General features: G+C 55.2%; 19 protein-coding genes. 10 read left to right on the top strand and 9 right to left on the bottom strand.

From position 1 onward, the window contains the following. Positions 1 to 39 precede the first annotated feature (39 nt). A complete protein-coding gene (locus tag TH4_RS13420; protein ID WP_064781487.1) occupies positions 40 to 480 on the top strand; it encodes a VOC family protein in 441 nt (146 codons plus the stop codon). Between the two features lie 100 nt (positions 481 to 580). On the opposite strand, the gene TH4_RS13415 is transcribed toward TH4_RS13420, so the two are convergent. Then, the gene (locus tag TH4_RS13415; protein WP_064781486.1) at positions 581 to 1,888 is read right to left on the bottom strand and encodes a citrate synthase; all 1,308 of its coding nucleotides are present in this window, start codon (positions 1,886 to 1,888) and stop codon (positions 581 to 583) included. Positions 1,889 to 1,998: 110 nt separating this feature from the next. Beyond that, the gene (gltX, locus tag TH4_RS13410; protein ID WP_064781485.1) at positions 1,999 to 3,405 is read right to left on the bottom strand and encodes a glutamate--tRNA ligase; all 1,407 of its coding nucleotides are present in this window, start codon (positions 3,403 to 3,405) and stop codon (positions 1,999 to 2,001) included. Between the two features lie 279 nt (positions 3,406 to 3,684). Here gltX and TH4_RS13405 point away from each other — a divergent pair, with 279 nt between their 5' ends. Beyond that, positions 3,685 to 5,685, top strand: coding sequence for a ComEC/Rec2 family competence protein (locus tag TH4_RS13405; RefSeq protein ID WP_245227862.1), 2,001 nt, complete (start codon positions 3,685 to 3,687; stop codon positions 5,683 to 5,685). A gap of 77 nt (positions 5,686 to 5,762) precedes the next feature. Here the strand turns inward: TH4_RS13405 and lexA are convergent, their stop codons facing one another. From lexA to TH4_RS13380, 5 genes are all read right to left on the bottom strand, one after another. Continuing rightward, positions 5,763 to 6,470, bottom strand: a complete 708-nt coding sequence (lexA, locus tag TH4_RS13400) for a transcriptional repressor LexA (RefSeq protein ID WP_064781483.1) — start codon at positions 6,468 to 6,470, stop codon at positions 5,763 to 5,765. A 162-nt stretch (positions 6,471 to 6,632) separates the two neighbouring features. Then, positions 6,633 to 7,112 (bottom strand): cyclic pyranopterin monophosphate synthase MoaC, encoded by a 480-nt coding sequence (gene moaC, locus TH4_RS13395; RefSeq protein WP_064781482.1) that lies wholly within the window; start codon positions 7,110 to 7,112, stop codon positions 6,633 to 6,635. Between the two features lie 19 nt (positions 7,113 to 7,131). Then, on the bottom strand, positions 7,132 to 7,929 hold the full coding sequence (trpC, locus tag TH4_RS13390; protein ID WP_064781481.1) for an indole-3-glycerol phosphate synthase TrpC: 798 nt from the start codon (positions 7,927 to 7,929) through the stop codon (positions 7,132 to 7,134). Then, the gene (trpD, locus tag TH4_RS13385) at positions 7,926 to 8,960 is read right to left on the bottom strand and encodes an anthranilate phosphoribosyltransferase (protein WP_064781480.1); all 1,035 of its coding nucleotides are present in this window, start codon (positions 8,958 to 8,960) and stop codon (positions 7,926 to 7,928) included. The genes trpC and trpD overlap by 4 nt, the downstream gene beginning before the upstream one ends. Before the next feature lie 32 nt (positions 8,961 to 8,992). Further along, positions 8,993 to 9,565 (bottom strand): anthranilate synthase component II, encoded by a 573-nt coding sequence (locus TH4_RS13380; RefSeq protein WP_064781479.1) that lies wholly within the window; start codon positions 9,563 to 9,565, stop codon positions 8,993 to 8,995. 270 nt (positions 9,566 to 9,835) lie between these two features. Between TH4_RS13380 and TH4_RS13375 the strand changes: the two genes are divergently transcribed. Continuing rightward, positions 9,836 to 11,059 (top strand): divergent polysaccharide deacetylase family protein, encoded by a 1,224-nt coding sequence (locus TH4_RS13375; RefSeq protein ID WP_064781478.1) that lies wholly within the window; start codon positions 9,836 to 9,838, stop codon positions 11,057 to 11,059. A gap of 71 nt (positions 11,060 to 11,130) precedes the next feature. Here the strand turns inward: TH4_RS13375 and trpE are convergent, their stop codons facing one another. Continuing rightward, a complete protein-coding gene (trpE, locus tag TH4_RS13370) occupies positions 11,131 to 12,630 on the bottom strand; it encodes an anthranilate synthase component I (RefSeq protein ID WP_064781477.1) in 1,500 nt (499 codons plus the stop codon). Positions 12,631 to 12,741: 111 nt separating this feature from the next. After that, positions 12,742 to 14,637: a peptidyl-prolyl cis-trans isomerase gene (locus TH4_RS13365; protein ID WP_064781476.1), complete on the bottom strand. Its 1,896-nt coding sequence runs from the start codon at positions 14,635 to 14,637 to the stop codon at positions 12,742 to 12,744. Between the two features lie 351 nt (positions 14,638 to 14,988). Between TH4_RS13365 and tpiA the strand changes: the two genes are divergently transcribed. The 7 genes from tpiA (at position 14,989) to pdhA (ending at position 22,782) form a co-directional block, all read left to right on the top strand. Beyond that, positions 14,989 to 15,744, top strand: coding sequence for a triose-phosphate isomerase (tpiA, locus tag TH4_RS13360; RefSeq protein WP_064781475.1), 756 nt, complete (start codon positions 14,989 to 14,991; stop codon positions 15,742 to 15,744). 134 nt (positions 15,745 to 15,878) lie between these two features. Continuing rightward, positions 15,879 to 16,217 carry a preprotein translocase subunit SecG gene (secG, locus tag TH4_RS13355; protein WP_044826746.1) on the top strand — a complete coding sequence of 113 codons (339 nt, stop codon included), beginning with the start codon at positions 15,879 to 15,881 and terminating at the stop codon, positions 16,215 to 16,217. 389 nt (positions 16,218 to 16,606) lie between these two features. Next, positions 16,607 to 18,235 (top strand): CTP synthase, encoded by a 1,629-nt coding sequence (locus TH4_RS13350; protein WP_008891175.1) that lies wholly within the window; start codon positions 16,607 to 16,609, stop codon positions 18,233 to 18,235. Positions 18,236 to 18,293: 58 nt separating this feature from the next. After that, the gene (gene kdsA / locus TH4_RS13345; RefSeq protein ID WP_008891174.1) at positions 18,294 to 19,151 is read left to right on the top strand and encodes a 3-deoxy-8-phosphooctulonate synthase; all 858 of its coding nucleotides are present in this window, start codon (positions 18,294 to 18,296) and stop codon (positions 19,149 to 19,151) included. A gap of 104 nt (positions 19,152 to 19,255) precedes the next feature. Continuing rightward, positions 19,256 to 20,527 (top strand): phosphopyruvate hydratase, encoded by a 1,272-nt coding sequence (eno, locus tag TH4_RS13340; protein ID WP_008891173.1) that lies wholly within the window; start codon positions 19,256 to 19,258, stop codon positions 20,525 to 20,527. 316 nt (positions 20,528 to 20,843) lie between these two features. Continuing rightward, on the top strand, positions 20,844 to 21,203 hold the full coding sequence (locus tag TH4_RS13335) for an FtsB family cell division protein (protein WP_064781474.1): 360 nt from the start codon (positions 20,844 to 20,846) through the stop codon (positions 21,201 to 21,203). A gap of 565 nt (positions 21,204 to 21,768) precedes the next feature. Continuing rightward, positions 21,769 to 22,782 (top strand): pyruvate dehydrogenase (acetyl-transferring) E1 component subunit alpha, encoded by a 1,014-nt coding sequence (gene pdhA, locus TH4_RS13330; protein WP_064781473.1) that lies wholly within the window; start codon positions 21,769 to 21,771, stop codon positions 22,780 to 22,782. Positions 22,783 to 22,825: the final 43 nt, after the last annotated feature.

Below are 22,825 nucleotides of genomic sequence, written 5' to 3'. Positions count from 1 at the left end.
GTTTCTTCGCATTGATTAATTGAAAACGGAGTCAGTGTTATGCGCTACCTGCACACGATGGTACGTGTCGAGAATGTCGATGAATCGATGAAATTCTATTGCGACCTTCTTGGTATGAAAGAGACCCGCCGGATCGAGAGCGAGCAGGGCCGTTTCACCCTGATCTATCTTGCACCGCCGGCGGACGTCGAAAGTGCCAAATCCGTCAAGGCCCCGGAACTTGAACTGACCTATAACTGGGACCCGGAAAGCTATTCCGGTGGGCGCAATTTCGGGCACCTGGCCTATGAAGTCGACGATATTTATGTGCTTTGCCAGAAACTGATGGATGCGGGTGTTACCATTAACCGTCCGCCGCGTGATGGGCGCATGGCGTTTGTTCGTTCCCCGGACGGCATTTCCATCGAGTTCCTGCAGAAAGGCGAAAGCCTCGCCCCGGCTGAACCGTGGGCCAGCATGGAAAACACCGGAAGCTGGTAAGCCCGGAAGATATGGTGGGGCAGGTTAAAGCTGCCTCACAAATACAAAAAGGCCCGGAAAATTCCGGGCCTTTTCTTTGATCTGTCGATGTCGACGCGGCTTAGCGCTTGTCGACCGGAACGAATGGACGTTCTGCAACACCGGTAAACAGCTGACGCGGACGACCGATTTTCTGAGACGGATCTTCGATCATCTCTTTCCACTGGGAAATCCAGCCAACGGTACGTGCAACAGCGAACAGCACGGTGAACATGCTGACCGGGATGCCCATCGCCTTGAAGATGATGCCCGAATAGAAGTCGACGTTCGGATAGAGTTTCTTCTCGATGAAGTACTCGTCTTCACGTGCGATACGTTCCAGTTCCTGCGCAACGTCAAGCAGCGGGTCGCTGATGTTGAGTTCTTTGAGAACTTCGTGGCAGGTTTCCTGCATGACCTTGGCGCGCGGATCGTAGTTTTTGTAAACGCGGTGACCAAAGCCCATCAGACGGAACGGATCGTTCTTGTCTTTTGCTTTTGCAACGTATTCCGGGATGTTTTTCACATCGCCGATTTCGTTGAGCATGACCAGAACGGCTTCGTTTGCGCCGCCATGTGCCGGACCCCAAAGCGATGCGATACCAGCAGCAATACATGCAAACGGGTTGGCACCCGAAGAACCGGCCAGACGAACGGTCGAGGTCGACGCATTCTGTTCGTGGTCAGCATGCAGGATCAGGATGCGATCCATTGCCTTGGCCAGAACCGGATTGACTTCATAGTCTTCACACGGGTTGCCAAACATCATCTGCAGGAAGTTTTCCGCATAACCGAGCTTGTTGTTCGGATAACGGAATGGCTGACCGATGGAATATTTATACGCCATCGCTGCAATGGTCGGCATTTTCGCAATCAGGCGATAGGCCGAAATCATCCGCTGCTTCGGATCGTTGATGTCGGTGCTGTCATGATAAAACGCGGACAATGCGCCAACAACGCCACACATGATCGCCATCGGATGCGCATCACGGCGGAAACCGTTATAGAAATTGCGCATCTGTTCGTGGACCATGGTGTGCATGGTAATATCATTCTCGAACTTGGCTTTGTCGGCGGCATTTGGCAGCTCACCATAAAGCAGCAGATGGCAGACTTCGAGGAAGTCGGCGTTTTCTGCAAGTTCATCAATTGCATAACCGCGGTGACGCAGAATACCAACGTCGCCATCAATATAGGTCAGTTCCGACTGGCAAGAGCCGGTCGAAGTGAAGCCCGGATCATAGGTGAAATATCCGGTTTCAGCATACAGCTTGCGGATGTCAATCACAGACGGGCCTACACTGCCCTCAATCACCGGCATATCGAACGACTTGCCAGTGGCATTGTCGGTCATTGTCACGGTGTGGGAAGTCTTGGGATTAGATGCCATGACTATTTTTCCTTCCCTGTTTGAACGAACACGGTTTCAAGTTGTGTGCAGCATAATGCTGCGGCGCACAAAGCGCAAACGGGTTATTAGTTTTTCTTAATTCGCTGTTGTTATGCATCAAAATGGCGAATGCGTTTCAGCGTTTGGGTTTTGCCAAGCACAATCATTACTTCGAAAATGCCTGGTGAAGAGTTGGAGCCTGTAAGCACCGCCCGCAAGGGCTGCGCAACTTTGCCAAGCTTTAACTCAAACTTATCGGCAATGGCACGAACACTTGCGTCAACGTCCTCTTCGGTCCAACTATCAAGCGCTTCAAGACTGTTGGCCAGTTCCTTGAACAGACCTTCAGGTGCACCATCAATCAGGGACTGGGCTTTCTCGTTAACGGACGTAATGCCATCGGTAACATAGAAAGCCGAAGAGTCGGCGAGCTCGATAAGAGTCTTGGCCCTTTCTTTAAGGCCTACCATGCCGTTGATCAAGATTTCTTTTTGCGACGCATCAAGTGCATCGACACCAATTTGCTTGGCAACCAGCGGCGAAATCTCGTCTGCAAGGCGTTTGTCATCGGCCTGACGCAGGTAGATGCCATTAAGGTTGGTCAGCTTTGCAAAATCAAAGCGTGCAGCACCTTTGCCGACATCGGTGATGTCAAACCATTCAATCGCCTGCTCGGTCGAAATGACCTCATCATCGCCATGGCCCCAGCCAAGACGCAGAAGATAGTTGTTCAAGGCCTCGGGCAAGAAGCCCATTTCATCGCGATAGGCATCAACACCCAGCGCGCCATGGCGTTTCGACAGCTTGGCGCCATCCGGACCATGGATCAGCGGGATGTGCGCAAAGGTCGGAACATCCCAGCCCATGGCATCATAAATGACTTTCTGACGGAATGCGTTGGTCAGGTGGTCGTCACCACGAATAACGTTGGTAACGCCCATGTCATGGTCATCAACCACGACCGAAAGCATGTAGGTCGGCGTTCCGTCGCCGCGCAGGATGACATAATCGTCAAGCTGCTCGTTTCCGACGCGAACTTCGCCCTGCACCTGATCATTGATCACGGCATCGCCTTCCTGCGGCGCCTTGACGCGGACAACAGGTTTGACACCTTCCGGTGCCTCGGACGGATCGCGATCACGCCAGGTGCCGTCATATTTCATCGGACGGCCTTCTGCGCGGGCTTTCTCGCGCATGGCCGTCAGCTCCTCGGGGGAGCAATAGCAATAATACGCTTTCCCGGCATCAAGAAGCTGTTGGGCGACTTCTGCATGGCGGTCGCGACGGGCAAACTGGAAAGTCGGCTCTTCGTCTGCGGTCAGGCCAAGCCAGTTCAAGCCGTCAAAAATGGCGTCTACGGCCTCGGGCGTTGAACGTTCACGGTCGGTGTCCTCGATCCGGAGCAAGAACTTGCCACCGGTATGTTTGGCATATAGCCAGTTATAAAGTGCGGTGCGTGCGCCGCCGATATGCAGAAACCCGGTCGGAGACGGGGCAAAACGGGTAACAACCGTCATTCAATCTATCCGTTATTTGGATGTTGTCGCTTGTCCTGAGGACTTTTGGCGTGCAGGCTATAGCACAAATGACACGCTGTTGCACCACAGCGGATGTTAGATAGAAACTATGCGGCAGGCGGGCTATTGGACATTCGTCGTACGGCGAAAGCTAAAGTTAAATTAAAACAATTGTTTGTGGGTATTTTCTCACAAATTAATTTTGTTGTAACAAGCCAAAGAAATAAATGGTTTCTGTCCTCGGTTATCTTCTTTGGGTTGGGCTGTGCCGGGTATTTCTTGCTCCCTGCGCGTATCGGGCTTGGTCAAATTGCTCTGGCGGTGATTCTGCTGTGCTGCGGTTTCTGGATGTCGCGGCGACTTGCCACTCTGGCCTTCGCGTTTCAGCTGCTTGCCAGTTTGGCATTCGGGGCTTTGACAAGTGCCAGCCATACCGAACTTGGCCCGGATAACATCCCGACAAAAACGCTCTACACGACCGAGGTTACTGGCACCATCATTGCGCTGGAACCGCGGAACGGACGCATCCGCGCCACCGTCCAGCCGTCCGAGATTGTCGGCATTGCCCAAGACCAACTGGACTGGAATGTAAGGCTCAGTTTCTTGGGCGATAGTGCGCTTTCAATTGGCGATCAGATCCGTGCGAACGCACGTCTCTTTCCATTGCGCGCACCTGCCGTTCCCGGCGACCCGGATTTTTCACGCAATCTCTATTTCAGCAATATTGCCGCATCCGGCTTTGTCTTTGGACGACAGTTCGAAGTTCTGGAAAATCAAAAAGATATAAATAACAATGTGTTGCTGGTCGGTATTGAAAGGGCGCGTCAATATATCTCAGCCGTCATCAGCGATGAAATGACCGGTCCCGAAACCGGAATTGCCAAGGCGCTGATCATCGGCGAACGTGGCGAGGTTGCCCCGGATATTGCCGATAACCTTCGCAAATCCGGGCTTGCGCATCTGTTGGCGATTTCCGGCCTGCATATGGGTTTGCTTTGCGGGACGGTGTTTTTCCTGATCCGGTTCGGGTTGGCTGCCATTCCTCAAATTGCCTTGCGCTATCCGATCAAGAAATGGGCGGCGATGGCGGCTATGCTGGCGGGGCTTGTCTATCTTGGATTATCCGGGGCGACCATTCCGACCCAGCGCGCCTTTGTTATGTTGCTCGTGGTTTGGCTGGCACTCCTGCTGGATCGCCGTGCCATATCGCTGCGCCTTGTGGGCGTGGCCGCGATCATTGTTTTGATCCTTCGGCCCGATGCGGCACTTGGCGCCAGTTTCCAACTCTCCTTTGCCGCCGTTGGCGCACTTGTTGCGTTTTATGACGGGCCGGGCCGACGCTGGCTGGATCGGCAGGGAATGCTGTCCTGGTACGAGCGTACTGGCCTTTATCTTGCCGGTTTGCTCCTGACCAGTCTGATCGTGACGGCGGTGACAGCCCCCATCATCGGCTATCATTTCGGCCGTATTTCGATGCTGGGCGTACTTGCTAATCTGGTCGCCATTCCGGTCATGGCATTCTGGGTGATGCCCTGGATCGTCGTGACGCTGGCGCTTGTGCCGGTTGGGTTGTCGGGGCTCTCCCTGGCCGCGATCAAGCCCGGATTGACGGTATTGTTGGAAACCGCCGAACTGGTCGCCGCACAGGACTGGGGGCTTTGGTATGTCTCGGGCCTTGATATGCTGGCGGTTGCCTTGGGACTGTTTGCCTTGGCATGGATCGTCATCTGGCGCGACAAGGTGATGATCGTGCCGGTCATTCCGGTGATTTTTGCCGCCATCATCTTTCAGGCACTGCACAAAGAACCCGAAATTCTGATATCAGGCGACCGCGAAAGCTGGGCGATCTATGATCCCGATGCCGGTATCCTGCATACCTCATCACGGCTGAATGATTTTCAAAAAGGCATCTGGATGAGCCGCTTTGGCATTCGCCCCGAACAGGAACAAAGCCGCGTACAGTCCTGCCAGAACGACCCGTGTTCCCTGGGTGTTAGCGCTAACATCGTTCAGTCACGGATCATCGTCGCAAGCCGTATTGCCAATCCGTTTTATGCCTGCCGTAATGCAGATATCATTGTCAGCCTGAAAACAGATCTACCAACCACCTGTCAGGCCTCTGGCGCGCGTGTGATCATCGATGATGACGTTCTGTGGTGGCAGGGCGGTGTTGCGATCAAGCTGCCGTCGAAGCCAGATGGAAAGCCTGTCATCAACACCGTCCGAGCGGAAACCGGCAATTGGCCCTGGATCATCATCGGCGGCAGAGCAGGGCGCTAACAACCTGATCGCACACAAAACAAAAACGCCCGGGCACAAGCACCGGGCGTTTGTGGTTGATAACGTCGCGCAATCAATCAGTACTGACGCAGCAGCCCGACCAGACGGCCCTGAATGCGTACACGGTCCGGTGACAGGGCGCGGGTTTCATAGCGCGCGTTGGCCGGTTCCAGCAGAACTTCACCACGCCCGCGTTTCAGGCGCTTAAGCGTGGCTTCGCTGTCATCGACGAGCGCCACCACAATCGTGCCATCATGGGCCTGTTCGCAGCGTTGGATCAGGACGGTGTCGCCATCCAAAATACCGGCATCAATCATCGAATCCCCCGATACTTCAAGGGCATAGTGATCACCGGCGCCAAGCAGGGCGGCCGGGACCTGCACCATGGTCGTTTGATCGCGAAGGGCCTCGATCGGTGTACCGGCAGCAATCCGGCCATAGAGCGGCAAACCAACGGATTCTCCGGCCTCCGAGAAGGCGGTTGGCACCGTGGTTGGCCGGTGTGCGGCCTTTCGGACACTGGCAAGCGAGGTCACATTGTTTGGCGTTTCCGGCGTGTCATCATCGCTGTTTTCCGGAAGTCTGACGACCTCAAGCGCGCGTGCACGATGGGCAAGGCGGCGGATAAAGCCGCGTTCCTCAAGGCCTGTGATCAGGCGGTGAATGCCGGATTTGGATTTAAGGTTCAGGGCCTCTTTCATTTCATCGAAAGAGGGCGAAATCCCGTGATCGCGAAGGTAATTGTCTATATAGACCAGCAACTCATATTGCTTGCGCGTCAGCATGTTATTTCCCGAACCTGTAAAAAGAACAAAAAGGATACACAGATGTTCTACTTTAGTTCTTTTCGCGGGTCAAGCGGCTCTGTGCGATTTGATGGAAAAACCGAATAATCGCCATGATCCTTCAAAAAATGTGAATAGTAGGCGGTTTGTGGGGACAGGAAGCTAGTCCGCGATGAAGGTGCCCGACTTGCCACCTTCTTTTCGGGTGACCCGCAAATCGGTAATCCTCATACTTTTATCAACCGCCTTGCACATGTCAAAAACCGTCAATGCCGCGACCGAGGCAGCGGTGAGGGCTTCCATCTCGACACCGGTCTTGCCGGTCGTCTTGCAGGTGGCGGTGATATCGACCGCATCAACACCCTCTGCCAGTTCGAGATCGACGGTGACAGAGGTCAGGGGCAGGGGATGACAAAGCGGGATCAGATCGGGGGTCTTTTTCGCGCCCATGATCCCGGCAAGCTGGGCGATGCCAAGAACATCACCCTTTTTATGGCCGCGATCCGCAATCAGCTTTGCCGTTTCGGAAGACATCAGAACCCGTGCCTTGGCAATGGCGGTGCGTGCAGTTTCTGCCTTGGCCGAAATATCGACCATCACCGCGTTGCCACCGGCATCAATATGGGAAAGCTTGTCTGCCATTGGTTCTGTCCAGTATTGATCAGGCCGCAAGGCCGAGCAGGTTGCGGGTGGCGGTTGCGACGTCGTCCTGGCGCATCAGGCTTTCGCCGATCAGGAAACACTCAGCGCCGACCTTTGCCATGCGGGCAAGGTCATCAGGGGTAAACAGGCCGCTTTCAGCCACCAGCAACCGATCACCGCCGACCATGCTTGCCAGTTCCTCGGTCGTGGTGAGCGAGATTTCCATGGTCTTGAGGTTGCGGTTATTAATACCCACAAGGCGCGATTTGAGCTTGAGCGCACGTTCAAGTTCCGGGGCGTTATGCACCTCGATCAAAGCATCCATGCCAAGGCTGTGCGCGGCATCTTCAAGTTCAGCCGCCAGGCTATCTTCAAGGGCTGCCATAATCAGGAGGATGCAATCCGCGCCAAGGGCACGTGCCTCGGTAATCTGATAGGGATCGACCATGAAGTCCTTGCGAAGGGCCGGAAGATCGACTGCGGCCCGGGCCGCGACCAGATAGCTGTCATCGCCCTGGAAATAGGGGATGTCGGTCAGAACCGACAGGCAGCTTGCCCCGCCGGCCTTATAGGCCTTGGCGAGTTCCGGCGGATTGAAGTCCGGGCGGATCAGCCCCTTGGAAGGCGATGCCTTTTTGATTTCAGCAATCAGACCATAACGGCCATCGGCAACACTGGTTTCAAGCGCCTTGATAAAACCACGCGGGGCTGATTGTGCCTTTGCCTCGGCCTCGAGGGTAGCAAGCGTCTTGCGCGCCTTGCAGGCCGCAACGTGATCGCGTTTGTCGTTGCAGATTTTGGCTAGTACGTCGCTCACGCCGGGGTTCCTTCGTTGGTGATCTTCACAAGCCCTTGCAGGGTCTCGGCAGCCTTGCCGCTATCAATAGCGTCTGCGGCCTTTTTGATGCCGTCGGCCAGATCACTGGCAATGCTGGTGACCACTAGTGCCGCCCCCGCATTCATCAGAACGATGTCGCGGTACGGGCTTTTCTTGGCGGCCAAAAGGTCGGTAATCGCTCTGGCATTGACATCGGCATCACCGCCCTTGAGGTCGTCAAGCGTTACGGTTTCGAGCCCAAAATCACTTGGGCTGATTTCAAATGTGGTGACCTTGCCGTTCTTGACCTCGGCAACATAGGTCGGGCCGGTGGTCGATATTTCATCAAGGCCGCTGTGGCCATGAACAACCCATGCATGCACCGATCCCAGACGGTTCAATACATTGGCAATCGGTTCGACCCACTGTTTGGCAAAAACGCCAAGAACCTGACGTTTGGTCTTGGCCGGGTTGGCCAGCGGTCCCAGCAGGTTAAAGATGGTGCGCGTGCCCATTTCAACGCGGGTCGGCATGACGTGACGCATCGCTGAATGGTGACGGGTTGCCATCATGAAGCAAAGATTGATGTCGCGAAGCGCCTTTTCCAGAAGCTTCATATCGGCATCAAGATTAACGCCAAGCGCCATCAAAACATCGGCAGACCCGGATTTGGACGATGCGGCACGGTTGCCGTGCTTGGCAACGGTGGCACCCGCGGCGGCGGCAACAATCGCAGCCCCGGTCGAGATGTTATAGGTGCCACTGCCATCACCACCGGTACCGCAGGTATCGACCGCGTTTTCCGGGGCAATGATGCCGGTTGCCTTTTCGCGCATGACACGTGCGGCACCGGTGATTTCATCAACGGTTTCGCCACGAATGCGCAAGCCCATCAGGAAAGCCCCCATCTGCGATGGCGTTGCCTGACCGGACATCAGCACATTAAAGGCCGCCTCGGCGGCGCTTTCGGTCAGTTTTTCGCCATCTGCGACTTTGGCCAGAATTGGCTTCAGATCATGATCAGTCGACATCGGGTCTTCCTTGGTTTGCGGTCCGGAGCGTATCAGGCACCGGTATAGTCGATAAAATTCTTAAGCAGGGCGTGGCCATGTTCCGAAGCGATGCTTTCGGGATGGAACTGGACACCATGAATTTGATGGGTTTTGTGACGCACGCCCATAATAAGACCATCTCCGCTTTCGGCCGTTATTTCAAGGCTGTCGGGCAAAGTTTCGCGTTCAATCACCAGCGAGTGATAGCGGGTGGCCTCAAACGGGCTGGGAAGGCCTTTAAAAACGCTGGTGCCGGAATGGGTCATCGCATCGGTCTTGCCATGCATGCATTCGGGCGCACGGATCACCTTGCCGCCAAAGGCCTGACCGATCGATTGATGACCAAGACAGACGCCAAGCAGCTTGACCTTGCCCGCGGCGGCCTTGATCAGGTCAAGGCAGATACCGGCGCGTTCCGGATCGCAAGGACCGGGCGAAATCACAATGCCTTCGGGATTGAGCGCCATGGCCGCATCCACGGTAATCTCATCATTGCGGCGCACTTCGACCTCTGGGCCGAGTTCGCGCAGATAGTGCCACAGATTGAATGTGAAACTGTCGTAATTGTCGATGAGGAGATACATCGGAGGAAAGGCCTGTGCACATTAAAGTTGCCAGAGAATAAACGCCCTTGTCGCTACGTCAAGCAGAAGCAGAGCAAGGGTTTTTCGCGATCTAAATGCACGTTGGTGCTCGGTCGTTAATGTTCTTTAACCGGGTGCTAACCAGAGGCGTTTTAAAAACGTGAAAACACAAACCGATTTGATCGGTATATAATCACCATATGGGAAGGGGCCGAACCGTGTGTTTGGCCGCTACGAGCATCCCAGCAAACGAATACTGGAGACCACAGCGTGGCACGCCGGGCAACCCGGGCACCGACCGCCAAACGTAAGAAGGCGGCACCCAAGAAATCCACTCGTAAAAAGACCGCCCCGAAAAAGAAATCGGGTGGCATTGGTCGCCTGATGCTGGGCGGGGCCTTTGTTGCAGGTACGCTGTCGGCCATTATTGCCGTTGGCAGCATGCTTGAACTTGATCGCGCGTCGGATGAATTTGGCCGCGCATCGGATCAAAGCGCACCGAATTATGCCCTGGCCGAGCCGGAACCGACCCCGAAGCTTCGTAAGGATTACAAGCTTTCGGAAAATGCCAATGTTTCCGAGCGTGGACGGACGGGATATCTGGTCGGCGAAAACAGTGAAACGACGCGATCCACCGGACAAGGCGGGCAGGGACTGACGGACTTTGTACCGGCACCGGCCGCACGCAAACCGGACCAGGGCGGGGATATTCTTCCGGGTGATAGTGGCAATGATGTTCCGGTTGCAACCGTTGGCCCGACAAATCAGCCGTGGCAGAAATATGCCGCACTGACACAGGATACTGGCGACAAGCCGGTGATTGCGATTGTGATTGATGATGCCGGCCTTGATCAGCCGCGCACCGCCAAAACGGTCGATCTGCCGGGGCCGATCACGATTTCCTATCTGCCCTATGCCCGTGATTTGCAGGCACAGGTCAATGCCGCGCGCAAGGCCGGTCATGAGGTGATGCTGCATATGCCGATGGAACCGTCATCTGCATCGGTTGATCCGGGGCCGCATGCGTTGCTGGCAAGCTATGACCGCCAGACCATCCTCAATGAGATGGCCTGGATGCTGGATCGGTTTGATGGCTATGTCGGTGTGAACAATCACATGGGCAGCAAATTTACCGCCGATCCCGAACGCATGCGTGTTGTCATGGAAGTCATGAAGTCACGCGGCCTGATGTTCCTTGATAGCCGGACCAGCGCAGACTCGGTTGGCTATTCCACAGCCAGCAGCTTTGGCGTCCCGGCGATTACACGTGATATCTTTATTGATGATGCTGATGATGCGGCCAAGATCGCCGATATGTTGGCCCGCACCGAAAATGTCGCCCGCAAACAGGGCTTTGCCATTGCAATTGGTCATCCGCGCGATCTGACGATCGGGGCGCTTCACAAATGGATCCCCGAAATTCAGGCCAAGGGCTTTGTTCTGGTGCCAATTACAGATGTGCTGCGCCGATCCATGCAAAGTGTGACCGGCTAGTAGGTTTATCTGACGGACACGAAAAAGGGCTGCAGGATAACTGCAGCCCTTTTTGTTTGCGGGATCGCGAACTATGCGAAGCGATGGGCTTCGCGGGCGGCGGCCATGAGGGCGCCGGCTTTGTTCTGGCATTCCTTGTGTTCGAGTTCCGGTTTGCTGTCGACGACGACACCGGCACCGGCCTGAATGTGGATTTTTTCGTCCTTGATGACGGCGGTGCGCAGCGCAATGCAAGTATCCATCGAACCGTCGGCCGAGATATAGCCGATACACCCGGCATAGATGCCACGGCGCACCGATTCCAGTTCATCAATGATTTCCATGGCGCGGACTTTCGGGGCACCCGACACGGTCCCGGCGGGGAAGCCGGCCTTGAGTGCGTCCATCGCGTCGTATTTGGTTTCGTCAATCTGGCCGACGACGTTTGAGACGATATGCATGACGTGGGAATAATATTCGATCTGTTCGCGGTCGGTGACGCGCACGGTGCCCGGTTTGGAAACACGCCCGACATCATTGCGGCCAAGATCGAGCAGCATCAGATGTTCGGAGCGTTCCTTGGGATCGTCGAGCAGGTCTTGCGCCATGACTTTGTCATCGTCGGGCGTTTTGCCGCGGCGACGGGTGCCGGCAATCGGGCGAATGGTGACTTCGCCGTCGCGCAGGCGCACCAGGATTTCCGGGCTGGCCCCGACGACCTGAAAACCGCCGATATCGAGATAGAACATGAAGGGCGACGGATTGATGCGGCGCAATGCCCGGTAAAAGGCAAAGGGCGGGAGCTGATAGGGCAGCGTATAGCGTTGCGACAGGACCACCTGAAAGATGTCGCCCGCGCGGATGTAATCCTTAGCCTTTTCGACCATGTCGTGAAATCCGGCCTCGGTGACGCTGACCTTTGGTTCGGGTAGGGTATCAGGCACCGATTTGGAGCGGCGGTCGATAAACAGGTTGCGCTGGAACTGCTGGACGACATCATTAAGCCGCGCGCAGGCCAGATCATAGGCCGCATCAGCCGAAATGCCTTTTTCCGGGCGCACGGGCGTCACCACGGTTACCGTGTCTTCGATGGTATCAAAACTTGCCGTCACGGTCGGGCGGATGAAAATGCCATCGGGCACATCAAGCTCGTCCTTGTTGCTGTCGGGCAGCTTTTCCATCAGACGGACAGTGTCATAGCCCATATAGCCGACCAGACCGGCACTCATGGGTGGCAGGTTGTCAGGCAGTTCGATGTGGCTTTCGGCGATCAGTTTCTTGAGGCTGTCAAGCGGGGCGTCAGGCTCGGCCACAAAGGCGTCGGCATCGGCCATCACACGGCGATTGAGTTCGGCCTTGTTGCCAAAGCAGCGCCAGATCAGGTCGGGTTTAAGACCGAGGAAGGAATAACGCCCGCGGACCGATCCGCCTTCAACAGATTCAAGCAAATAGGTGTTTGGCATGCCTTCAGCGATCTTGAGAAAGGCCGAGACCGGCGTATCAAGATCGGCGGTCAGCGAAGTCCAGAGAACCTGTGAAATGCCGTTGTCGTAGTTTTGCTTGAAACTGGTGAAATCCGGTTTGATTTCCATGATCTGTCCGATGGTTGGGCTTGGTCGGTTTGACGATGGCGTCTTTGAGATAGAAAAAGGGCGACCGGATTTTCCGGTCGACCGGATTTTCCGGTCGCCCCTGGATGTGTATCAGTTTGCAGCGGTCGGCTGATAAAGCTCGTTGATCACGCTGTTATTGACGCTGACCGAGATTTCCTCGTTCAGGTAGTTGAGATACTGCGCAAGGATGTCCTCGTTAAGGGCTTCCTTGAGCTCGTCATTTACCGGCGCGGCATCGGCGGTGTTGATGTCGGCGGCCTGAATTTCATCAAGCTTGACGATCATGACGTCTTCGCCGGTCTGGACGGCTTTGGCCTTGCCGTCTTCAAGGGTGAAGAGGGCAGCGGCAACCGCCGGGTTGACGTCATCTGCAAGACCGCGACCGGTACGGCGGGTCAGGCCGGTTTCACGAACCTCTGCGCCGTCTTCGGAGGCGAGGGTTGCGAGATCCGCACCGGACGTGTTGATGTTGCCAGCCAGTTCTTCGGCCTTTTCCATCATCAGGCGTTGGCGTTCTTCGGCGGTCCATGCGGCAACAACTTCGTCGCGGACTTCGTCAAATGGACGCAGGGCCGACGGGGTTACGTTTTCAACACGAACGACATAACGCGTGCCCGAAGCGGTTTCTTCAAGGAAGCTTTCCTCGCCGTTTTCGAGCTCGAAGATTTTGGCGTTGATTTCGTCTGCGCCGTCAACGTTCTGACCTGCAAGGCCTTCGCCACGGACGATGCCGTCAAGCTTGTAGGTCTTTGCGCCAACATCGCGTGCGGCGTCTTCGATCGGGGTGCCGGCACCGAGTTCTTCGTCAAAGGTGGCCGCCAGATCATAGATGGCGTCTTCGGCTTTGAACTGTTTGAGGCCGTCAACAATGATGTCGCGAACTTCATCAAGGCTTTGCGTGCTGCCCGGGGTGATCGACGGAACACGGATGATGTGCCAGCCAAGGGCGGTTTCAACCGGCTCGGAGATGCCGCCTTCGTCAAGCGAGAAGGTCGCATCGCGGAGATCGGGCAGGATGTCATTTGCGGTGAACTGGCCAAGTTTGACCATGGCTTCGTCCATGTTCGCGTCTTCTTTGGCGACCGTCATGAAGTCTGCACCTTCGGTCAGGCGCTTATAGGCTTCACGGGCGGTCTGTTCTTCGTTCGGCGAGAACAGGATTTGTTCGACGGTGCGTTTTTCCGGGGTCTGGAATTCCGGTTCGCGCTGTGCATAGGCATCGTTGATTTCTTCGTCGGTTACGGTGACGGTCGAAATCAGGTCAGCGGCACTCAGCGTTGCAAGGGTGACATTGCGGCTTTCCGGTGCGGTGAACTGGGCCGCGTTTTCTTCGTGATAGGCACGAAGGGTCGTGTCATCAGCCGGTTCGATGTCAGCAAAGGCATCCTTGTTCAGCGTAAAGAACGAACCGCTGCGCTGTTCATTGCGGTAAGCGACGATCTGGCGTGCCATGATGTCTGGCACCGTTGCCGGGTTGGTCAGGCTGCTGACAACCTGCTGGCTCATCATGTCGCCACGGACACCGTTGATGAATTCGTTTTCGGTGTAGCCAGCCTGATACAGGGCCTGCAGGAAGCGGTCACGGCTGAACTGGCCGGTGGTCGGATCCTTGAAGCTGTCAGAAGAGAAGATCTGATCACGGACGGCTTCGTCGCTGATGCCGATACCGATGTTTTTGGCATCCTCACGCAGGATCTTCTGGGATACGAGCGACTGCACCGTATTGTTCAGAAGGCCCATCTGAATGGCCTGCTGCTGGTTGAAGTTCGGTCCGAACATGTTTTGCATATTCTGCACGCTACGCTGGAAGGCGCGATCCAGTTCGACCGGGGTGATCCGTTGGCTGCCGATTTCGGCAACTTCACGCGAGGTGCCCAGATTGAGCATCGATGCGTTCAGGCCCCAGATCACGAAGCTCAGTGCAATCACGCCAAAGATAATCTTGGCGAAGATTGATTTCGAAAATGTGCGAATGCCAGCAAGCATATGATAAGCCTAACAATCCGTGGTTTGACGCCAAAATCAGGCTTTGACGTCGTTTCATTATGGTCGCCCGGACGACGTGATAAACGAAAAGGCCCGAGCAAATTTGCCGCGCATCTTAATGGCGAGTGTTATCAGCGGCAACAGGCGATTGTATAGAAGATGACTGCAATCACATCCTAAATACGTGATCGGGCGTTTTCGGGTACTTGGCCCCGCTGGCATGGCATGCTAAAACCCGCGTCGAAACAGGTCCTGTAACAAATCGTATCAACCGCAAACCGGTTGTTATGGTCTGGAAACAAGGACACTACACAGACAAAATGTGAACCAGATCAGCACGAGGTAGCTCCCATGACCCAACGCCGTCCCCTGATTGCCGGAAACTGGAAAATGAACTGTTTGCGTGCAGACGGTCTTGCGCTGGCATCAAGCCTGGCGGCAAAGGCGTCTGAAAAAGGGGCGCTTGGTTGCGATATTCTTGTCTGTCCGCCGGCAACGCTTTTGTCCGAGGCAGTTGGTGTGACCAAGGGAAGTGCGGTTGCCGTCGGTGGGCAGGATTGCCATGCGGCGATTTCGGGCGCGCATACCGGTGATCTGGCTGCCCCGATGCTGGCCGATATTGGCGCACAATATGTTCTGGTCGGTCATTCCGAACGCCGTGCCGATCACGGGGAAAGTTCGACCGACATTCGCAAAAAGGCGATTGCGGCCCATGATGCCGGTCTGATCGCGGTGGTGTGCGTTGGCGAGACCGAGGAAGAACGCGATCTTGGTGCGACGTTGCCGGTGGTGAACGGGCAGGTGGCGGTATCGCTTCCCGATGGGGCGACAGCCAAAAACACGGTTGTTGCCTATGAGCCGGTCTGGGCGATTGGCACCGGCCGGACTGCCAGTGTCGAAGAAGTTGCCGAAGTGCATGCTGCGATCCGTGCAGGTCTGATGGCACGGTTTGAGGATGGTGATCAGTTCCGAATTCTGTATGGTGGTTCGGTCAAGCCGTCGAATGCCAAGGAATTGATGGCTGTCGAAGATGTCGATGGTGCACTTGTCGGCGGGGCCAGCCTTAAGGTTGAAGATTTCTGGCAGATTATTGAATCTTGTGCCTGACCGACTGCGGTGCAGATTTTGTTTAATATGGTCTAGCCAACAGCCATAAAACGCGTTAAATACGCATCAAATTTATGCCCGATCCGGGCCGAATTGCGTTTGGATCGGTTGATTAGGACAAGAGTTTCGACACCATGCAAACAGTCATTCTGGTAATCCACCTTCTTCTTGCGCTCGGCCTGATCGCTGTGATTCTCGTGCAGCGCAGCGAGGGCGGTGGGCTTGGTATCGGCGGTAACAGCGGCGGCGGCGGCGGCGGTGGTTTCGGCGTGATGAGCTCACGCGGCGCTGCGAACCTGCTGACCCGTACTACTGCTATTCTGGCAGGCGCATTCATGATCACCAGCATCATTCTTGCCCTTCAGTCGAATACCCACACCCAGCCGGCTTCGATCCTTGATCAGGCGCCGGAACCGGCCCCCGCGGTCACTGAGCCCGCCGAGGACACCGGTCCCGCGGCTCCGACCCGATAAACAAATTAACCGACGACCTGAGGCGGCAAACTTGCCGCCTCAATTTTTGATTGTTGAATTCCCCGGTTCGTGATGCACAAGTACCAAGGAGTAGAAATAGTCACCGATAGAGACGCCTTTTAGCGTTCTCTGGTTAGGAGAGGCTTGTGTGGCGATGCGGCGCATCGCAAACAAGCTACGACGCGGTCCGGAGGGCGCTAAAAGGTGCCGTCCCGGTCGCGCAAACAAACTATAGGCTGGCGTCAGAACAGCTTGACGATGCACCGCATCGCCTGCGCTATTCTTCCTAGCCAATAGCTCGTTTGCACGATCTCTATTGATGAGTATTTCTGCTCCTTGGTACTATGGCATCGAACCGAGGCTTTGTGCTTTGAGATGAGGCCAAGATAATGACTCGTTTTATCTTTATTACCGGTGGCGTGGTTTCCTCGCTGGGCAAAGGTCTGGCTTCCGCTGCTTTGGGGGCGTCCCTGCAGGCACGCGGCTTTACAGTTCGTCTGCGTAAACTTGATCCGTATATCAACGTCGATCCGGGCACCATGAGCCCGTACCAGCATGGCGAATGCTATGTGACCGAAGACGGTGCGGAGACCGACCTTGATCTTGGCCACTATGAACGTTTCACCGGCGTATCATCGCGCCGGTCCGATAACGTCACCACCGGTCGTATCTATTCCAACGTGATCGCGCGTGAACGTCGCGGCGATTACCTTGGCGGGACTGTGCAGGTCATTCCGCACATCACCGATGCGATCAAGGAATTCGTCATGTCGGATGCGACCGAGGACTTTGTCCTGGTCGAAATCGGCGGCACGGTGGGTGACATCGAAAGTCTTCCGTTCCTTGAAGCCATCCGTCAGATGGGCAATGACCTTGGCGATGGCCGGGCGCTGTTCATGCACCTGACACTTGTTCCTTATATTTCGTCTGCCGGGGAGCTTAAAACCAAGCCGACCCAGCACTCGGTCAAGGAACTTCAGAGTGTCGGTATTCAGCCAGATATTCTTCTGTGCCGTTGTGATCGCGAAATTCCTATCAATGAACGCCGCAAGATTGCGCGTTTCTGTAACGTCCGTGAAGCGGCGGTTATTCCGGCCTATGACGTTGACAACATCTATCAGGTGCCGATCAGCTATCACCAGTATGGTCTGGATAACGAAGTGCTGTATCACTTCGGCCTGCAAGCGCAGGAACCGGATCTTCAGCCGTGGGAAGATATCTGCAACACCATCCGCAATCCGGAAGGCGAGGTTACCATCGGCATCGTTGGCAAATATATCCAGCTTCCGGATGCCTATAAGTCGCTGACCGAAGCACTGACCCATGGCGGGATTGCCAACAAGGTGCGCGTCAAACTGGAATGGATTGCGTCTGACGAGCTGGAAAAAGAAGGCAACGTCAACGAAATCCTGTCCAAGCTTGATGCGATCATGGTTCCGGGTGGCTTTGGCGAACGTGGCACCGAAGGCAAGATTGCCGCGGCCCGCTATGCACGCGAAAACAAGGTTCCGTATTTCGGGATTTGCTTTGGCATGCAGATGGCGGTTCTGGAAGCTGCGCGTAATCTTGCCGGGCTTAAGGATGCGTCCTCGTCCGAATTTGGTCCGACCAAGACGCCGCTTGTCGGTCTGATGACCGAATGGGCGAAAGATGGTGGCTCGGTCGAACGTCGTTCTGATGACGATGACCTTGGCGGCACCATGCGTCTGGGCAACTACGAGTGCAAGCTTGTTGATGGCACCCGTGCGCGTGAGATTTATGGCAGCGAAACCGTTCTTGAACGTCACCGCCATCGTTATGAGGTGAACGTCAACTTCATGGGCCAGCTTGAAGAGAAGGGTCTTAAATTCTCAGGGCTGTCGCCGGATGGTCGTTTGCCGGAAATCGTCGAATATCCGGATCATCCGTGGTTCATCGGTGTTCAGTTCCACCCGGAACTGCGTTCGCGTCCGCTGGATCCGCATCCGCTGTTTGTTTCCTATATCAAGGCCGCCAAAGAGCGCAGCCGTCTGGTATAAGCCTGGTATCTGATTGCCAGAACAAACAGCCACAAGTGATCGACAGAAAGTCAGTGCAATGACCGAAATTAAAACCGTCAAAGTCGGCAATATCGAAATCGCCAACGACAAGCCGTTTGCCGTTCTGGCAGGCCCGTGCGCGATCGAAAGCCGTCAGCACGCGCTCGAGATGGCCACAGCCCTTAAGGAACTGTCCGAAGGGCTTGGCATCGGGCTTGTTTATAAAAGCTCGTTCGACAAGGCCAACCGGACCAGCACCACGTCCAAACGCGGTGTTGGCCTTAAAGAAGGTCTCGATATCCTGGCCGAGGTCAAGGAAGTCACCGGGCTTCCGATCGTGACCGACGTGCATTTGCCTGATCAGTGTGCGGCGGTGGCCGAGGTTGCCGATATCCTGCAGATCCCGGCATTCCTGTGCCGTCAGGCCGATCTGTTGCAGGCGGCGGGCAAAACGGGCCGTGCGGTCAATGTCAAAAAGGGGCAGTTCCTGGCGCCTTGGGACATGGTCAATGTGGCCAATAACCTTGCTGCGACCGGCAATGAAAACATCATGCTCTGTGACCGTGGGACCAGCTTTGGCTATAACACGCTTGTCACGGACTTCCGCGGACTTCCCACCATGGCCCGTCAGGGCTATCCGGTTGTCTTCGATGCCACCCATTCGGTTCAGCAGCCGGGCGGACAGGGCACCTCGTCAGGTGGCCAGCGCGAATTCGCGCCAGTTCTTGCCCGTGCGGCCGTTGCGGTTGGTATCGCAGCACTGTTTATCGAAACCCACGATAACCCGGCGACGGCCATTTCCGATGGCCCGAACCAAATCCCGTTGAACAAGCTTCCCGAAGTTCTTTCGGTTCTGATGGAACTGGACAAGGTGGCAAAAGCCAATCCGGTTCGTCTGGATATGTTTGACGCGTAAATAACAAATGCCGCCAGCACGTGATTGGCGGCATTCTTTTTTGCTGTAACCTGCATGCCTGATGGTCAGGTATGGTTCCTACCAGTGAGGAGAACGTTTCTGTCATGACCGCTATTATCGATATTCGCGGCCGCGAAATCCTTGACAGCCGTGGTAACCCGACGGTCGAAGTTGATGTCACCCTGGAAAATGGCGCCTTTGGTCGTGCTGCCGTTCCTTCGGGCGCATCCACCGGTGCACACGAAGCCGTCGAACTGCGCGACAAGGAAGACCGTTACCTTGGCAAAGGTGTGACCAAGGCGGTTGCATCCGTAAACGGTGAAATCTTTGAGGCGCTGGCGGGCATGGATGCCGAAGACCAGCTTGCTGTTGACAATGTCATGATCGACCTTGATGGCACCGAAAACAAAGGCCGTCTGGGCGCAAACGCCATTCTGGGCGTGTCGCTGGCGACTGCCAAGGCCGCCGCCGAAGACGCCGGTCTTCCGCTGTATCGTTATGTCGGTGGGTCGTTTGCCCGCACTTTGCCGGTGCCGATGATGAACATCATCAATGGTGGCGAGCATGCCGATAACCCGATCGACGTGCAGGAATTCATGATCATGCCGGTGTCGGCCGAGACGTGCTCGGACGCGATCCGCATGGGTGCGGAAATCTTCCACAACCTGAAAAAGGCATTATCGGCAGATGGTCTGAACACCAATGTCGGTGACGAGGGTGGCTTTGCGCCGAACATCGCATCGACCGAGGCTGCCATCAGCTATGTCATGAAGTCGATCGAGGCTGCTGGCTATCGCCCGGAAGAAGACGTTGTGCTGGCGCTTGATGCGGCATCGACCGAGTTCTTCAAGGACGGCAAATACGTTCTGGCCGGCGAGGGCAAGTCGCTTGATCCGAGCCAGATGGTCAAATACTGGGCCGATCTTGTTGGTAAATACCCGATCTTCTCCATCGAAGACGGCATGGCCGAAGACGATTGGGATGGTTGGGCAGAACTGACGGCCGCCATCGGTGCCAAGACCCAGCTTGTGGGGGATGACCTGTTTGTCACCAACCCGAAACGTCTTGCGGACGGCATCAAAAAGGGCGTGGCCAACTCGATCCTGGTCAAGGTCAACCAGATCGGCACACTTTCGGAAACGCTGGAAGCCGTCGAGATGGCACATCGTGCCGGTTACACCGCTGTGATGTCGCACCGTTCGGGCGAAACCGAAGACGCGACCATTGCCGATCTGGCGGTTGCCACCAACTGTGGTCAGATCAAAACCGGTTCACTGTCACGTTCTGACCGTATGGCAAAATACAATCAGCTGATCCGCATCGAGGAGCTTCTTGATGCCGGCGCACACTTTCCGGGTCGTTCGATCCTGAAGTAAGGGCTGCTGATATTTCGACGGCGTAACAGGCCGCTTCCTTATCCGGAGGCGGCCTGTTTTGTATGGGCGCCAAGTGATAAATTCGAATATCAGGATTAGTGAATTGAGCGTAATCGCGCAGCTTTGCGCAGATTGCTTAACTCTATTTTTACCCGAATATGCGCATGGTTACGGGTAATCTTGCCGGTTTTCCCGACTTGTCCAATGGTAAATCATTGTCAGACAAGCGAAATAACGTATGTGGTTTTTACGTTATGCGACCGGAACGAAGTATTTGGTCATCACGTCGCACAGATGTGCAAGGGGCATAAGGTAAATGTCGTCCAGTTCACCGGTCATTCTTCGCCTGAAACAGGCTGTCGCACCGGTAATCGCATTTACCGTGATGGCGTATTTCATCTTTCACAGTGTCGAAGGCGAACGCGGGCTTTTGAATTACTGGTCGATGCAAGACCGCGTCAGCCAGATCACCCAGGTTCTTGAAGAAACGACCGAGCGCCGCAAATTGCTTGAACAGCATGTGCTTTCGCTGCGTTCGAGCCACCTTGATCCGGATCTGCTTGATGAGCGGGCGCGTGCGATGCTGAATGCCGCCCATCCCGACGATGTGATCATTTTCCACCATGATGGCTATAGCGATGTCATCACGGCTGCGGCCGCAACCGACGCCAACTGAGCCTGATGCCTGATGCCTGCTTTGAGTGGGCAGGGGATGTGGTGCGAGAGAATCCGCTGACAGCACAATCGCATTTCTCTGCGTAAAATGGCTCTGTACTGTTGACCAGATCACAGTTTGACAGAAATTTTGGGTTGTGAATTGTGTTCAGCAATAATCGCAAACGGGTAAGTCGTTGTTTAAACTGACTTCTGGTTTAGGGCGCTATTTTGCCAAACCAAGTAGAGGTCATTGATATACAATGCATTCTTTCGGTTGTTTTCCGTTTTGCGCTGCTATGCGGTATTATCCCCGCGAAAGCATAGCATTTGTGACGCAGGGGAATGAACGAGTTTTAAAGCAGGCGTCCAAGGTGCTGAAAATCCTGCAACTCTGTAAAAACGCGTAAACTCAAAGATTAACTTAAATCAGGTTTATTTGTGATTGTGCGTTGCAAAACAACAGTTTAATCGAGGTTAGATTGCTTGCCCTTGTGGTCTGTTTTCGGTAGTCATTTCGGTGGTCCAGTACCGAATTAAGCACTCATACATGATGCTTAAGCGATAGCCATCCACCGGGAGGAAACATGGCGACCACACCAAAACGCAAACGCGGCACGACGCGCGCCGACAATCAGGCGAGCAGTGACGATCTCCTCAAATATTACCGTGAAATGCTTCTGATCCGTCGCTTTGAAGAAAAAGCCGGTCAGCTGTATGGCATGGGTCTCATTGGCGGTTTCTGCCACCTTTATATCGGGCAGGAAGCCGTTGTTGTCGGCATGCAGGCCGCCGCATCGAACGAAGATGGTGTTATCACCAGTTATCGCGATCACGGGCATATGCTTGCAACCGGCATGGATGCCGCCGGTGTGATGGCCGAACTGACGGGCCGCGAAGGCGGGTATTCCCGCGGTAAAGGCGGCTCGATGCACATGTTCTCCAAGGAAAAGAATTTCTATGGTGGTCATGGTATCGTGGGTGCGCAGGTTCCGCTTGGAACCGGTATTGCCTTTAGCTACAAATACCGTGGCGAAAACAAGGTTTGCATGACCTATCTGGGTGACGGTGCCGTCAACCAGGGCCAGGTCTATGAAGCATTCAACATGGCAGCCCTTTGGCAGCTTCCGGTGATTTACTGCATCGAGAACAACCAGTATGCGATGGGCACTTCGACCCAGCGTCACTCGTCGAGCCCTGACCTGTATGAACGTGGTAAGGCCTATGGCATTCCCGGTGAGCAGGTTGATGGCATGGACGTTCTGGCGGTCAAGGCTGCTGGTGAGCGCGCTGTGGAACATTGCCGTTCAGGCAAGGGGCCTTATATCCTTGAGCTGAAAACCTATCGCTATCGCGGGCATTCCATGTCCGACCCGGCGAAATACCGTACCAAGGACGAGCTCGACAAAATGCGTAAAGAGCACGATCCGATTGATATGGTCAAAAAACTCCTGATCGACGGTGACATCATTGATGAATCCGGTCTGAAAGACATCGACAAGGAAGTTAAAGCCGAAGTCGCAAAAGCGGCCGAGTTCGCGCAGAACAGCCCGGAACCGGATGTTTCCGAACTGTTTACCGACATTCTGATCGACGCGTGATCGCAAGCTCTGCGAACCGCTTTTGAACGATATTTCCCGGGAG

The sequence above is a fragment of the Thalassospira tepidiphila MCCC 1A03514 genome (assembly GCF_001662875.1).
Lineage (GTDB): Bacteria > Pseudomonadota > Alphaproteobacteria > Rhodospirillales > Thalassospiraceae > Thalassospira > Thalassospira tepidiphila.
Note: the sequence above shows the minus strand (reverse complement) of the source record. Positions and strands in the feature narration are given on the sequence as shown.